We start from the raw sequence: 15,274 nt of genomic DNA, 5'->3' as shown, positions 1-15,274 counted from the left end.
TCTCCCGATAAGGACTGACATCCAATCTAATATACCACTAATAAGGAATCGTTAACTGATATTAGCAAGTCTCAACTCTAAAACTGTCACCAGATTTGGTGGTGCGCTGATCGTTACCGGAACACTCGCAGGCTGCAAAACTAACCCGGAGGAAATACTCGGGTATAGTGCGAACCAGATCTGTTCCCGTCACTTCATTTCCAATGAATCGGTTGATTTTATTACCGGCACAGTGATTCCAGAATCACTTGCCAAGCTGGAAAGTGACCCTCAGATCGACCTTGATACGGCGCTTAAACAAGTCACGCTGACCTACCAGAACGATGATGATTCAATAGTGCGAACATCTGTTTATCGTGATGGATTAGGATGCACGTTGGCCTATGACTTCACTCCGGATCAAATCCGTGAGAATAGTGTCACATTGCAGGATCTGCCTTCGGCAACTCCGTTGCCAGTAAATATTGATTCCTCCATATCACTGGATGCATTTTTTGAAGAGTCGGATGCCGATTACTCCGGGCGGTATAACACTTTTGGTGTGGTGGTCGCCCACAACGGGGAAATCATTGCCGAACAATATGATGAGTTCCATAGTAAAGATAGCCCCATGCTTAGCTGGTCCATGGCGAAGACTGTGACGGGATTGTTGTCTGGGACAATGGACCTTCAGGGTTTGGTGACCAAATATGATACCGTCTATGCTGGCGACCATATGATGACGGTGGAAAACCTCATGCAGATGAGTTCCGGGTTACAGTGGGCTGAGGCCAGTAAAAACGGCGTCAGTGATCTGGGCACCATGTGGTATCTCAACAGTGATTCTGCCGGTTATGCCAAAGATAAGCCTGTGGATTATGTGCCAGGCACTGAGTTTCATTATTCCACTGGAACAACGCAGATACTTTCTGAGTACCTGGGCCAAAAAATGGGTGGGGATCTGCAGTCCATCTATGACTTTTATCAAACCCGGTTTTTTGCCCTTCTGGGAATCAATAACGCGGTTGTCGAGCACGATGAAGTTGGTACTTTTCGCGGTGGCGCCCGTGTATTCCTGACCCCTCACGACTGGATCAAGATTGGTCAGTTGTTGATTAACAAAGGTGTCTGGAACGGTCAGCAGTTGATTTCTGAGCAATGGATTGAGGAAATGATGTCGCCGGGAGCTTCTGAATATTACGGCGGGCAGTTGTGGCTCAATGATATGGGGATCTGGGTATTGGATCTGCCGAAAGATACGGTGTCTCTGCGTGGACACCGCGGACAATATCTGGTCGTCATTCCCTCCAAAAATATCGTTGTGGCTCGCTTCGGCGCCTATGGCTCTGAAGTCAACAAGGATATTAATCGGGCCAATCGCAAGCTGATGCAGAATGTGGCTGATCTGATTGGTGTGATTGAAGACTAGAGTCATAAGGAGCTCCACCAGGTGGAGCTCCAGTCTTTCCGATAAGGCAAGTATCTGTTGCACAAAGTGTCTCTCGGCAAGGAAGAGAGATAAGTGATTAATTCACCCTATACTCCACTTCCTCTGTCACCACGGGCTCAGCCTCACCGGTGATGGTCACTTCCGCTTTGGTTCTGAACTCGCCCTTGGATAACTGCCAGTTGTAATTGGGTTTGCTGGTGGTGGCGACCAGTTCATCATTGATATACCACTTTACGGATTCGACGTTGGCAATGTTGTTCAACGCAAATTCGAAGTACTCGGAATCATCCGGAATGCGGGGGTCCATTGCCATAAGCAGGCCTTTGCTGGGCTTTCTGATTCTCACTGTTTCTGATGCGGTTTCGGTGGCGACAGGTGAAGTGCCCCGGATGAACCACTCGTCTCGTGATTCGCAACTGTCGGTAGCGGGCATGCCTGTTTCAATACATACCCGTTGTTTTTCCAGGTTATTGCTCAGGTACAGCGGCCGTACTTCCCGATGTTTATTCAGCTCATTAAAGACCGATCGCAGAACGAAAGAAGGTCCGGACGAGCCGGTGACTTCGTTCATCTCTGTGTAATCCAGGTTGCCCATCCAGACACCCACGGTATAGCGATCATTGAATCCAACCGACCAGGCGTCCCGATAGTCGCTGGAGGTGCCGGTTTTGACGGCCGTCTGGTGAGGGAAGTTCAGGACTGAATCCCAGCCGAACTCTTTTTCTCTGGCGGCAGGGTCAGACATGATATCGGCGATGAGGCTGGCAATATCTTCAGATAACACCCGATAACTGGTTGTCTGGGAATGTTCTCCTTGAATAAACGACAACGGTTTGAAATCTCCCATCCGGGCCATGACAGTGTATGCCTGCACGAGTTCGAAGAGAGTGACTTCTCCGTTGCCAAGGGCTAGGCCGTCTCCATAGACATTGGGGTGTCCTGACAGGCTCTCGATTCCAAGATCATAAAGGAACGTCAGGAACTCGCCCGGACCAACAAACTGGATGGCTCTGACAGCCGGAATATTCAGGGAGTTACCCAGTGCCTCGCGAAGTGAAATTGGCCCATAGTGATCCCGACTGTAATTGTGGTAGGTATGCATGCCCAGGCCGACGCTCTCTTCCTGAGGCGAGTCATCCAGCATGGTGGCTGCAGTCCAGCCTTTGCGAATGGCGCTGGCGTACACCAGAGGTTTCAGTGCCGATCCCGGTTGTCTGGGGGTGGTGACCGTGTCAATTTGGTTGAATGCTTTTTTGTCCTTGCCGGCATATCCTACTGTCCAGGCCAGAATTTCGTTGGTCTCATGATCGACTACCAGTGCTGCGGCGTTCTGTACCCGATATCGGGCCAGTCGGTCCAGTCTGTTGTCCAGAATCTGTTGCACTTTCTCCTGCAGCTCAATATCGATGGTGGTGTGAATGCTGCCTTTTTCCATAGCCTGAACCGACGCAGTGGTGCTGGCATAACGGATAAAATGAGACAGGTCGTAGGGGATATCGTTTTGATGGAGTTCCAATCGCAGAGCCTGGATGCTTTCCAGATGGTTTGATTCCAGGTCAAGTCGTGTCAGAAGATCATCAATCGAGCGATCTAGGTTTGCGAGTTGTTTTTCCGGGTCAAGCCATCTGGGAGATCTTACGAGTACAGCCAGGGCCAGCATTTCTTTGTCGTTCAGTGTCGAGATGTCTCGGCCAAAGTAATAATTGGCGGCCTGAACAACACCGCGGCGACGAGCTTTGTAAGGGACTTGATTGAGGTAGAACTCAAATATCTCGACTTTGGAAAAGCGTTCTTCCAAATCACTGGCTTCAAAACCTTCCACCCACCGCGACCAGAAAGATCGAGGCCTGGGATGCAGCATTCTGACCACCTGTTCCGAGATGGTGCTGGCGCCCCGGACAATTCTGCCGGCCATCAGGTTCTGCCAGGCCGCGTTCAGCCGGGCCAGCCAGTCAACGCCCCCATGGCTGTAAAATCGTTTGTCCTCTGACTGGATAAAAGCGTTCTGCAGGAACTCAGGGATATCGTGAAGTCTGATGAGGTCATGCTCATTCCAGTCATTTTCATAGGTAATATTCAGCCGCTGACCATATCGGTCCATATAAGTGTTTTTGGTTGTTTCGGTGGCTGGGGAATACAGGTTTTCCGGAATCGGCTGTGTCGAGAGGTAAGTACCCACAATCAGAGCAATAGCGGACAGGCTGAGAGTTCCGGCAAAAAACATTCCTGCCAATCTGACTGTCCGCCGTTGGGCGGACAGTCGATTTTTAACGGCACTGATTAGCTTCATTCAGCAACTCGCAGCTGAGCTGGCAAGCCTTTTCCGTAGACATCCGGATCGTACATTTCCTCAGCCTTCACCGGCATCACACGGAAATCTCCTTCGGCGATTGCCTGCGCAGTATAGGAGAGCAGGTAGTTGCCGGCCGGCAGATAGTCGGCGTAGAAGCGTGCTGAGTCATGTCTGAGCTCCTTATGATAGAAGCTCCAGAAGTAACGGCCATAGTAGGACCAGTCTGAGATCTGGTAGAACCATGAGCCATCGGCAGCTTTGAAATCCCCTTTCTTCGCGTCTACCTGTGAAGCTGTGGCGAGGTCGGTATTCACCGGCTCCAGCCCTCCGGGGATGGGATCATTGACCACAACGAAGTGTCTGGCCGTGGGAACCGAAACAAACAGATCCACTTTGACCAGATCGCCTCTTTGGATCTCCATGGGGCTTTCCAGCAGGACAAATTTGCCCTCTTTTTCAATGGAGTATTCCCGGCGGATCTCTATGCCCGAGTTGGTCCGGCTGGCATTCGCTTCTTTGAGGTCGTAAGTGATTCGTGCCGAGTAGTATACTCGTCCGTCACCTTCCTTCGAGATTTCGAGAGAAGCCGATTTACCGGGATCAGTCTCATTCAACGGGCGGCTGACAGTTTCCATGGGATCGGCTTTAGAAGTAAAAGAGGCATCTCCCAGAACGCTGCCATCAAAACTGACGGATACTTTCATGGAAGGTTCTTTAGACTCATACAAGGCAGAGTATTCGACCAATGCATTTAGGCAGAAGACGTTTTCCTGAGTATTTTCCCAGTGGTCCCGGTTACCACGACCCTGGGTGATACTTCTCACCAGTTTAAACGGAATGTCGGCGATGGTATCACTCAGATCTGAAGCCTCCTGGGCAAGCAACAGGCTGGAAAGCACCGCGCAATTGGAGCGCAAAGGTGTCGCCAGCACATACTTGTAGCTGTCGTCCCAAGGTTCACTGAACTGGAACTTACCGCCGGACTGGTTGGCATGACCAAGGATATCATCAACAGTTTTACCGATAACATTCTGTGCTGCCCCCTTGGTGTTAATGGCGGCTTTCAGGAAGTGGGACTTGCCAAACAGGTCCATCTCCGGCAGGTGGGATTCATAGCGAAGGATGTCATCCTGACCGATCTTGCTTGATTCTGCCAACGCGGCCAGAGCCACAGCTCTGACAGATGAAGACATTCCCTTGCTGTAGAACGTGGGGAAATCATCTTTGCGCAACAGGTTCAGCAGGTACTTGTGCAGTCTTTCCTCTACTGCTTCCGGTACAGCATAGCCGCTCTCACGCAACCAGTTGAATGCCATTGCCGTATAGGCAGAAAGGTAGGGACTGACGTAATCGTTTGAAGGAATCCAATAGGTCATTCCTCCGTTTGGTGCCTGAAAGTTAGCAGCGGCGTTTAGTGTCTTGATGACATCTTCTTTCGGATGTGGCCATTGGATATTTTCTGCAACATACTCTTCCAGCTCAACATAAGAACGCGCAATGACAGCGCGGGTCAGGCGTTGTTCCCAGCACATGTGAGGATAGTCCCGCATGTACTCCAGAGCGCCATCCACGTTACCAATAACCGATGGCGACAATGTTGCACCGATATATCCCACATCAGTGTGGATGCCCTCAGGGACAAGTACTTCTTCGCTGATTCGGTCTTTAGTGGTGGTGCCGTAGGTCGCAGCGGTTTCCAGCGAACGGCGTTTGTTAACAGGCATTTTGTGTTCAACCGCGTCAGCGTCAAACTGATCGCCTCCCCGGGCTGTGAACCTAAGCTTTCCATGCCCTTTGGTTGAAATTGGCAGCCAGATGTTCTGCCTCTCGTAAGGAGCGGCCTCGACAATAAACTCAAAGGTATTCTGGCTTTCTTCAGATAAAGGACCCTCAACCTTCACATTCAGCTTCAGATTTCGTGGCTTGTCGGTCCGGTTCATGATGTTGAACCCGGCTTTAAACTGGTCGCCTTCAATGACCTGATTAGGCATCACCGGCCGTAATTCTGTCGGGCGATTCACTTTGAAGTTCACGTCACCCAGTCCCATTCGGTCATCCGCGGTAACAGCGAACGCAAAGATGCGCCAGCCGGTCAGGTTATCCGGTACGCTGAACTCAACCTCGGCCTCGCCGTTCTCGTCAGGAAGGATGGAAGGATTCCAGTAACTGACGAATTTGAACTGAGATCTCAACTGAGTATAAGAGCCTCCGTCTCCACCAGGATTGGCGCCTTTCTTCTCAAACTTCTGTCTGCCCACCAACCGGCTGATCAGGCTGTAGTTATACACGTCCAGGGCATCAAGTCGGTTAAACCCGGAGTAGGGGTCGTAGTAATCATCCCCACTCCGATTCAGTGCCAGGACAGACTCGTCGACGACCGCAACGGCAATTTCATAAGCGCCTTCAGCATCGGTCTGTTTCTGGGTGACTTTAATTTTGGCTTTCACTTTGTCCCGGGGTTTGTACACCTCTTTGTCGGTGGAAACCTTGATATCCAACTCTTTGTAGGGATCGGATACTTGAGCCCGCATGTATCCCATGCGATAGCTGGGCTTGCCAAGGTCCACCATGCCGGGACCCAGTGGCTTCTCCACTCTGGGGCTGACGACCACGACCGAAATGTAGAAGCCCGGCAGGTAGTCTGCTTTCACTGGAAATTCTATGACAGGAGTACTCGACTCAAGCGTCTGTACCCAGCTGTCCAATACACCATAACGTTCAACGGTCACCAGAGCTTTGGCTCCCGGGTAAGGGTTTTTAATCAGATAACGAGCAGTCTCGCCAATCTTATAATCAGTTTGTGCCGGTACGATCTGCAGGGTTGCGTCGTTTGTCTGGTCCCATATGACGCTGCCGCTTCCAGTAACCCAGCCAGTAATGGTGGTTGAGTGTTCTTTACCATCGCTGTCTTTGATCGTGGCCGCAAATTGGTAGGAGCCGGGGTGTTTGGGTACAAATTCACAGGTAGTGGCGGAATCGCGGCTTGTCAGATCGCAACGGGTTTCTTCCACCCATTCAGCAATATTTTTGGTCAGGTAAGCATTGCCTGGACCTTTTACCCGTGAGGCCTTGTATTCACGCCGGTTAATCAAAATGTTTATATCAACATCCGGAACCAGATTTCCCGCCTGATCGACGACCAGGGCTTCCAGTTTAGCGGTTTCCCCTTTTTTGTAGATCCAGTTCGTATTACGTAACCCTACAAAGCGGTTTCGGCCGGCATAGTCTGCGGATGCTGCGGCGGCGACAAACTTGCCTCGTTCATCTTTCACCGCAGCTTCAACTACCACAGAGCCAAAATAAATCTCTGTTTCCGGCAGGGTAAAGGCATCGGTATATTCACCGGCACCATCCAGTTTTCCTCGAAGATCCAGGAGATTGCTCTGGCTGGAGGTCAGATACTGACCGCTGCTGCTGCCGAATATGAAGCCGGTTGTCAGAGGGTTTCTGGTTCTGAACGGTTTCTCACTCAATCTCGCTGTCAGGCGGACTTCAGCTTCTGTGAATGGGCCACCGGAATGTAGCGTAGCCAGCGAGGAAACTTCGACCATGTCACCGGCTTTGAACACGTCCCCGTTCATTTCCGTTTTTACTTTGAACGGCGAAGGAGTGAAGTCACTGACCAGTACTGACATCGGGGTCCAGTTGAAACGGTAGTATTTCTCGCCGTCTTTTTTTCTCGGCATCAACTGAAATTGATACCAGCCGACAGCCCCTTGCTCTGGTACTTTGAACTCGCCATCAAAGGCTCCGAATTCGTTAAGCGTGACATCTTTGTCTTCGTAAACCACCTTGGACTGTGGGTCGAGCACCTGGAGTTCGTAGCCTTCTTTGGCTGGAGATACCCAATTTTTGTTGCTCTGATCCCGGACGTATATCTTGAACTGAATATTATCTCCCAGCTTGTAGACGCCTTGAGCAGTGGCTCCCCAGGCATGAGTGTGGCCACCTTTCTTTTCCATCTGGGGATAAGCGCCTCGACCTCTGACAACAAAGTCACTGTTCAACGGAACGATGGCGATGTCGTCGTCATGTTCAACTTTGACGAATAATCCGGGACGCTTATCTCTTTCGCCTCCCCAGATCATCTTGAGCTCCGGGTCCAGTGTTTCCATGCCGGGAAATGTTGCAAGGCCTTCCTGATCGGTACTGGCTGTTGCATTCATGGGCTGCAGACTGGTAATACTCTCGTAAGATCCTTTCCATAAGGAGACTTTGGCGTCTTCTACCGGCAAACCATTGTCAAAGCGTGACACCCAGGCCAGAGAGTTGAAGTGGCCAAGTTTGAAGTGCACCTGGAAGGGAGTCACTTCTGCCAGGATATTCGGGTCCCGATACCAATCCGGTGGAACCGGGGTTGGATGAAGGCTGCCATAGAGTATTCCACTATCATCCCCAATCAACTCCCGTACACCTAGGGGAACGGCGTAGGAAATATCTTCAGCTTCAGGGGTGGTGATGTCTTTCTGAAGGCCATTGACTGAACTCTTGTCGCCCACTTTTTTATAGTTAGCCGTCACCTTTTCCAGGTTGGTGACGTATAGCGGTACGTCACTGTCTACCCCTTTTTCAAGAACGGCATAGAAGTGTGCCATTCTGAGATTAGGCTCTCTGTGGTCTGTATAAAAATGGAAATCAATCGACTGCTCCAGATGGCGTCCGAATTCGTCCTGCAGTTTGTCCCCATCAATCGCGACGGAATAGTCCTGGTAGGCTTGCAGCAACTCCGGCAACCAGACCTGATAATCGCGTCCACTGCGATGAGGTGACGTTAGATGAGTCCAGTCCTGGGTATTTTCCCAGGGGTCATAGTCATCGCGATTGCCATCCAGTCTGGGTGTGAACGAAATATGATTCTTCACCATGGAGTTGACAACCGGAGAGGAGAACACCAGGGCCACCGGACTTAATGGTGCGCATTTCTTGATGAGGTCAGGCTCATCTCCCAGCTTGCCCAGTGTCTCCAAAGGAATGGTGATATGAGCGTTCTCTCCTTTGGGCTTGCAGCGTAATCCCAGAAATTGGAACTCGGGGTAGGTCTCAAAGCTGACCAGTGTGCGGCTTTCCACCCCCGTTTCTTTTCCTTCGCTGGATTTCAGGCCTGGTGCAATGTTAAACCAGACGGTCTGATCCAGCGGAAGCTCTGTCTTCGGCTCGATAACCCAAACACGACGGGCTTCTTCTCCGTCAATGCTTGTCAGTCGATCATCGACTTTGATTTGCTCTTCATCCTGGGAAGAGAACAGACTCCAGGGGTGTGATCTTGGAATGTCATCGGGAAATGCCACAATACCGACCGGCTGACTGTCTTCTGCTCTTCGCGCTGTCATTGTCAGCGCTTTTTCTACCGAGGATTTGCTGACAGGCTGATTGAAGGTGACCTGGATGAGAGGCGTTCCGGGTGAAAGCCAGTTAACAAACCGGGTAAAAGTGGCTTTAGGGCGAGCAGTAGTAAACTGATGTTGTATGCGTTTGCCAAGAGTTATTCCAGTGGTGGTTTTAATGCCCGGATTCATCGTGACGGTATAGGAAGTGGCTTGCTGCATGCGGTCTTCTTCACGAAGTTGGCACGCTAACGCACTGGTATTCAGCCAACGCCATTCACAGTTTAACTGAGGCACAATTGTGACCGGTATTTCGGCGGCATCCCTGTCCATGCGCCCAATGGGAACTACCGGGCGATCGAACTGAAAGACAATTTGTTGGCCTGCGGGAACATCATTGCCTTTCGGGGTAATACGCAAAACTCTCAATGTACTGTCATTGGCAGCGTTGGCTGAATCGAAGGCCAGCAGTTCAGCCAGCTCTGCATTGCGTTCTTCGTAATGAAGCTTCAGGCAGGCAATCGCCTTGTCTTCATCCTGGTGACAGGATTGATTCCTATTGCGGAGCCAGTCCAACTGTTCGGACTTGAATGAATCTCTGGCATCTGCAGGTAATTTTTCCCTGACTTTTTTATAGCGAGTTGCCAACTCTGAATCCAACTGAGCCAGCTCATCGGATTGGCAAATGAGCTCTTCAATATATTGGGAAGCTTTGTCGCAATCGAAGCTTGGGGTGGCTGCTAAGGCAGTATTTCCGAGAAGCATTGCCAGTGTGAGAATCATTGTTGAGGTCGTCAGGGAATATCTATCCATATTTTTTTATCCACCAGATACTGAATTCTGCCGCCAGGATTAAAACAGTATGGCATTGAAGTGTGGCGAACAGGAGGCGGAATTCTGACAAAATATGTAGGCCGGAGGTAGACTAATTTGGTTTGAAATTGTGAATCGCATAGATAATGGGCCGTAAATGGCGCTTATTTATCGCGTTAGCACTCCGGGTAAACGTTCTTCATCCGTCTATACTTTGTTTTTGGATAAACAATCAGTAAGAAGGAAAGGATTATCTCCGTGAAAAATAACAATGTCCTTTTGTGCCTGACACTTATTCTGGTTAGCTGCAATGTTGGAGCCGGAGAGCTCATTTATCGGCTGGATGCCAGCTACTCAGAAGCAAACCCGGACTATTCTCCCTTTGAAAATGGAGACGGTCTATCTCTCTATGCGGAGGTCAAGGGGCGCGAAGGTATATTCGCTTTTGCCCGTCACACTGATGTTAACTTTCGCCCCAGTGGCCCTGTATCCGGTGATATTGTCGAATATTGGAATGAGCTTGGTCTTGGATTTAGGCATCCGGTATCAGAGCACTTTTCTGTTCTGGGCAACATGAGTTGGCAATCACTGAAAAAGGGTGAAGAAAGGGAGAGAGGTCATGGTGTGCAGGTCGGCCTACGCTATCAGCCTTTTCAACCGTTTGGGTTGGAACTCTACGTTGGGCGTGTGGATATTCTGATAAGAGACTGGATTCTCAGGGCTGAAGCCGAATATCACCTGACTCAGAACATCTATCTGATTGCCAGGCTCAGAGATTATGCAGACTGGGATGTCACTTACTATGAATTTGGCGCCGGGATCGCATTTTGAAGAAAAAGGGCGGAAGCTAAGCTTCCGCCCTGAAGGAATTACTTGATCAGTTCTTTCAGGTACTGACCAAGTTCTGAATGGTGCATGATGTTAGAGACCGGCAATATGGTTTTTGCTGGTCCCCAGGCAAACACGTTCACCGGAGTGTGGGTGTGAGTACCGGTACCCCAGACAGTGTTCTGTGCGGTTGCCTGCTCACGAGCGATCAGATTGCCACGGTCGTTGTAAGGGAAGAAGGCATCGAAGTCCTGGATTGCAGGAACATCGTCAACGGCCAAATAGCTGTGACCAGCCACCTTGTATGGATTGGCTTTGTCCTTGAGGATGCGAGCTGCCTGTTCTTCTGTGATATCAAACTCACTGTTGTCGTTGATGATTTTCATCAGAGCTGCGGGAGTCTGTTCAGCCTCGTCCAGTTCTCCGAACGCGCTCAGCATATCGTAGTAACTCAGCTTCTGATTGTAGAGACCATCCAGAATGTCGAAGCTACCGAAGTTGAAGTTAGGCGCGTAATCCCTTTCTTTGAACGCTTCTCCGGGACGTTTCTGTGGTTCTGGCAAATCCTTTGAAGAGTAGCTGAAACCAAAGGACCCGGTTTCATGGTCGGCTGTCACAATGATCACTGTGTCCTTACGACCCTTCGCCCACTCATAAACGGTGTTAACGGCTTCATCAAACTTCAGCAGTTCGTTCAGCATGGTTCCGGCATCGTTGGTATGTGCGGCCCAATCGATCTGGCCACCTTCAACCATGAGGAAGAAGCCGTCTTTATCCTTGGAAAGAATAGACAGAGCTTTTTCAGTCATTTCCTTCAGTGAAGGCTCAGTGCGGTCAGCACTGTCCTTGGCGTTACGGTAACGGATGCCATCCATCATACCGGAATATGCAAACAGGCCCAGGAGCTTGTCACCATCAGCGTCATCCAGTTGGTTGCGATTAAAAGCCAGCTTGTAGCCTTTGTCTTTGGCTTCCTGCAGCAGGTTACGCTCGTCCTTACGTTTGGACTTCAAATAAACACTGCCCTCCGTCAGCTTTTCAAGCGCTTTATAGGTGTCGCCTTTTTCATTGGTCGACGCCGGAATAAAGTAACGGATGCCGCCGGACAACATGACGTCAGGGCCTACTTCCAGCATCTCAGAAGCAATGGAGTTTTCAAGAGACCGGTGTGGCTGGTGGGCAGCGAAAGCGGCTGGTGTTGCGTGGGTCAGGCGGGTATCGGATACCAAACCGGTTGCTTTACCCAGTTTCTTTGCTTTCTCCAGAATCGTTTCGACGTGGTTGCCCTGGCCATCAATCCCGATAACCTCAGAAGCGGTCAGGGTACCTGTGGCAAGGTGGGTTGCCGAGCATGCGGAATCCACAACAATAGCATCTTCCGGGTAGGTGAGTGATGAACCGATAACACCTTCCTCTGCGAGGCGGTGAATAGCAGTTGGTTTGCCAGCGTATACGGAGTTTGGAGCGAGCTTGGCGTAGGTTTCAAGCATACCAACCTGCTGTGGCCCCATACCGTCACCGATCATCAGAATAACATTCTTGATTTCAGCAGCGGTTGCCGTCAGTGGCACTCCTGCCAGCAAGGCTGAGGCGATGAGTGTTTTGAGTTTTGCCGTCATAAATGCTCCTTTTAATTATATTGGTGGTGTTTTATTAAACGAGCGTTCAATAAAAACGTTAACATGTTACAAAAAGATGACACTAAAAATCATGCTTTGAGCAAAAAATAGGAGAAAATTGTCGCAGTGAGTTCAGAATTGACGTTTACAGAGTTGTTATTTCCATCATTTTCTGTGCGGCCTATCTGCCAGTGAATATGATAGGTTGTTATTATGTCGGTCCTTCTCTTCCTTGGCAGGATTATCGTTATAGAGGTTTATATTGTTACCTTCAATAACGATAATGTTAACCGTATTGTTACCGGCTTTCTGTAGAGCCGGCTGGTAAGAATTAGACTAGCCGGCAGATTACTACACTGGCCGACTACCGACATTTACAGCGGATGATTACCCACAATAGTAGTCTATATCCAGTTGCAGACGTTCAATGCGGTCTTTGATCTTGCGCATTTCCGAAATGGTGTAACCATTGCGTTCTTTTTGTCTTTTGATGAGTTTTTGCTTTTGCAGATGGTGTTTGGCCCGCTCGCATCGCTGTGAATTGTCTGTAGAGTGGGAAACGGCGCTGGAGAGAGCCAGGCAGAAAATAAGAGATGATGTCAGTATCATTTTCATCGTGCATTCCTTTGCAATAGTTCATTGATAACGGCATTGATCAGCCGTGGAGCGAAAGTGTACAGATTCTGATCTTTTGTAGTCAAACTTAATTGCAATACTGTGTCATTTTGACGGGCGGTTAATTTTCGGCTTCAGTGTTGGTATCAGCCGGCTGGAACTTGCGTCTGTAAGCCTTTGGCGTCATTCCGGTCAGGCGTTTGAACAATCGCCTGAAGAAGGCAGGGTCCTCGTAGCCCACTTCCCAACCTATTTCATCGACTGACATGCGACAGGTTTCAAGTAGGAGTTTGGCATTTTCCACTCTAAGGTGCTGAATGTAGTGGATCGGTGTTACGCCTGTGGCTTGCTGAAAACGTCTGCTGAAGGTCCTCGGTGAGAGTCCTGATAATTTCTGCATGTGCTCTATCGGATGAGGAACACGACTGTTTTTACCCAACCATTGCTGGGCACGCTGAATCGCACCATCCTCATGCTGAGAGCAATCATTGAAAATGATGTAAGGCTTCTGCCCCTCAGTATGGGCGTTTAACAGGAAAAACTTAGCGATGGTTTGGGCGGCATGAGGACTGGCGTAACGGGATATCAGGTATATCAATAGATCGTGCCATGCGGCAGATGCTCCGGACATGATAATTTGCTGGTTATCACCGGTGATAGTGAGGACTTTATCGATATTTAGTCTGACTTTAGGAAAGTGATTTCTGAATAACTGTTCAAATGCCCAATGCTGAGTCGCCTCCTGTCCATCCAGCAACCCGGTTTCGGCCAACAGCATCGCGCCAGTGCAGGCGGAGCATATCAGGGTACCCTGTCGGTGCATGCGCAAAAGCCAGTCGGTCAGGTCGGGGTAGGGGTTTTCGGGCCAGGTATTGTCGAGGAGATAAAGTGAAGGAATGATCAACACATCAGTGTGCTGAATGTCTGAAAGCCGGGACTGCAGAGGTAATGGCATCCCCACTACATTCCGGATGATCTGCTCTGGAGACTCGCTGGCTGTCCGTTCTTTATCGGACCTCACTCGGTCGGTGCCGACACTATCGGTCCAGACATTGTCGGGGGAGGCGATGACAGGTTTAAATGAAATGGAACCTGGAACCATATGTGAAAAAGAAGAGAGTACACCATGAATCCCGGTCAAGGCTGATGCATCAACCTCTGGTGTCGCAATCAGTGTGACTTTAATCGGTTCGTCTGACGTCATTGCTTCTCTCCGAAATGGCAAAAAAGCCTCGGTTTTGCACATTTTGCCTCTTATCTAAGGACGGCTCAAATGTCATGGTTATCCTTAGATATCAAAATAGCAAACAAGCATGTGGAGGTAATTATGGACACGTCTTATCAAGGCTCGCCTGCTGAAATCTATGACCGTCACTTTGTTCCGGCATTGTTTAAACCCTGGGCTGGCTTCATGGCAGAGCTGGCGGGAATCGAAAAAGGTTCGGTAGTACTGGATATTGCCTGTGGTACAGGGGCATTTGCTTGCACTGCGGCAGAACAGACGGGGGATGGTCGCCTGGTAACAGGACTTGATATAAATCCTGAGATGCTGGCTGTTGCTGCAGAGAAGGGCATTGATATTGACTGGAGGCAGGGACAGGCGGAAGAACTGCCCTTCAATGACGATAGTTATGATGCCGTGGTTAGTCAGTTTGGGTTCATGTTTTTTGAGAACCAGTCACTCGCATTGAAAGAAATGATGAGGGTACTGAAACCTGGGGGCAAAATGGCAGTCGCGGTATGTGATGCGTTGGACCATTCTCCAGGGTATTCAGTATTGACGGAACTATTGCATCGCCTGTTTGGCCCTGACATCGCTCAAGCTTTCAGAGCTCCTTTCTCCGCCGGTGACAGGAATTTATTGCTGGGAATGGCCGAAAAAGCGGGTATTACACAATCTCGCTGTCCGGATCTAACCGTCAGTCGACATGACGGAATGGTGCGGTTTCCCTCCATCAATGCGTTAATTTCAACTGAAAGAGCCTGTGCCTGGACCTTGGGTGGTTTGCTGGATGAAGACCAGTTTGAAAGGCTGGCGGTTGAGGCCGAGGAAGCTTTTCAGCCCTTTGTCACGCCGCAGGGAATGGTGGAGTTTTCCATGCCGGTATTGATCCTGAGAGCCACCAAATGTTGATAGGTTTTATTTGTTAACTTAGGGAGGCTCTGAATAACTCCCCAAATCAGTCATAATACGGCCAACTTCACTCATCAGGAATACTATCCATGGATCAGATGACTTTCTCCGAAGCTGAATACCAGAATAAGAAGCGTAAGACCCGCCGGGAAATCTTTCTGGAGCGAATGGATAAGCTGATCCCATGGAAACGCATGGAAAAGAAGATCGCCCGCTATT

At 49.8% G+C, this 15,274-nt stretch carries 8 protein-coding genes; 3 read left to right on the top strand and 5 right to left on the bottom strand.

Features of this window, described 5'->3' with window-relative positions; genetic code table 11:
- Window positions 1-232: 232 nt before the first annotated feature.
- Entirely contained in the window at window positions 233-1,408 is a 1,176-nt protein-coding gene (locus F566_RS0112220) for a serine hydrolase domain-containing protein (RefSeq protein WP_020407271.1), read from the top strand.
- 97 nt (window positions 1,409-1,505) lie between these two features.
- On the opposite strand, the gene F566_RS0112215 is transcribed toward F566_RS0112220, so the two are convergent.
- A complete protein-coding gene (locus tag F566_RS0112215) occupies window positions 1,506-3,719 on the bottom strand; it encodes a transglycosylase domain-containing protein (RefSeq protein ID WP_020407270.1) in 2,214 nt (737 codons plus the stop codon).
- Entirely contained in the window at window positions 3,716-9,859 is a 6,144-nt protein-coding gene (locus F566_RS0112210) for an alpha-2-macroglobulin family protein (protein ID WP_020407269.1), read from the bottom strand. The genes F566_RS0112215 and F566_RS0112210 overlap by 4 nt, the downstream gene beginning before the upstream one ends.
- A gap of 258 nt (window positions 9,860-10,117) precedes the next feature.
- On the opposite strand from F566_RS0112210, the gene F566_RS0112205 reads away from it, so the two are divergent.
- A complete protein-coding gene (locus F566_RS0112205; RefSeq protein ID WP_020407268.1) occupies window positions 10,118-10,690 on the top strand; it encodes a hypothetical protein in 573 nt (190 codons plus the stop codon).
- Between the two features lie 38 nt (window positions 10,691-10,728).
- On the opposite strand, the gene F566_RS0112200 is transcribed toward F566_RS0112205, so the two are convergent.
- From F566_RS0112200 to F566_RS0112190, 3 genes are all read right to left on the bottom strand, one after another.
- Window positions 10,729-12,306, bottom strand: a complete 1,578-nt coding sequence (locus tag F566_RS0112200; RefSeq protein ID WP_020407267.1) for an alkaline phosphatase — start codon at window positions 12,304-12,306, stop codon at window positions 10,729-10,731.
- A gap of 387 nt (window positions 12,307-12,693) precedes the next feature.
- Window positions 12,694-12,921: a hypothetical protein gene (locus F566_RS0112195; RefSeq protein ID WP_020407266.1), complete on the bottom strand. Its 228-nt coding sequence runs from the start codon at window positions 12,919-12,921 to the stop codon at window positions 12,694-12,696.
- 121 nt (window positions 12,922-13,042) lie between these two features.
- Window positions 13,043-14,125 (bottom strand): GlxA family transcriptional regulator, encoded by a 1,083-nt coding sequence (locus tag F566_RS0112190; RefSeq protein WP_020407265.1) that lies wholly within the window; start codon window positions 14,123-14,125, stop codon window positions 13,043-13,045.
- Between the two features lie 123 nt (window positions 14,126-14,248).
- Here F566_RS0112190 and F566_RS0112185 point away from each other — a divergent pair, with 123 nt between their 5' ends.
- Window positions 14,249-15,055: a class I SAM-dependent methyltransferase gene (locus F566_RS0112185; protein WP_033416181.1), complete on the top strand. Its 807-nt coding sequence runs from the start codon at window positions 14,249-14,251 to the stop codon at window positions 15,053-15,055.
- Window positions 15,056-15,274 lie beyond the last annotated feature (219 nt).

It is taken from the genome of Hahella ganghwensis DSM 17046 (assembly GCF_000376785.1).
GTDB classification, from domain to species: domain Bacteria; phylum Pseudomonadota; class Gammaproteobacteria; order Pseudomonadales; family Oleiphilaceae; genus Hahella; species Hahella ganghwensis.
Note: the sequence above shows the minus strand (reverse complement) of the source record. Positions and strands in the feature narration are given on the sequence as shown.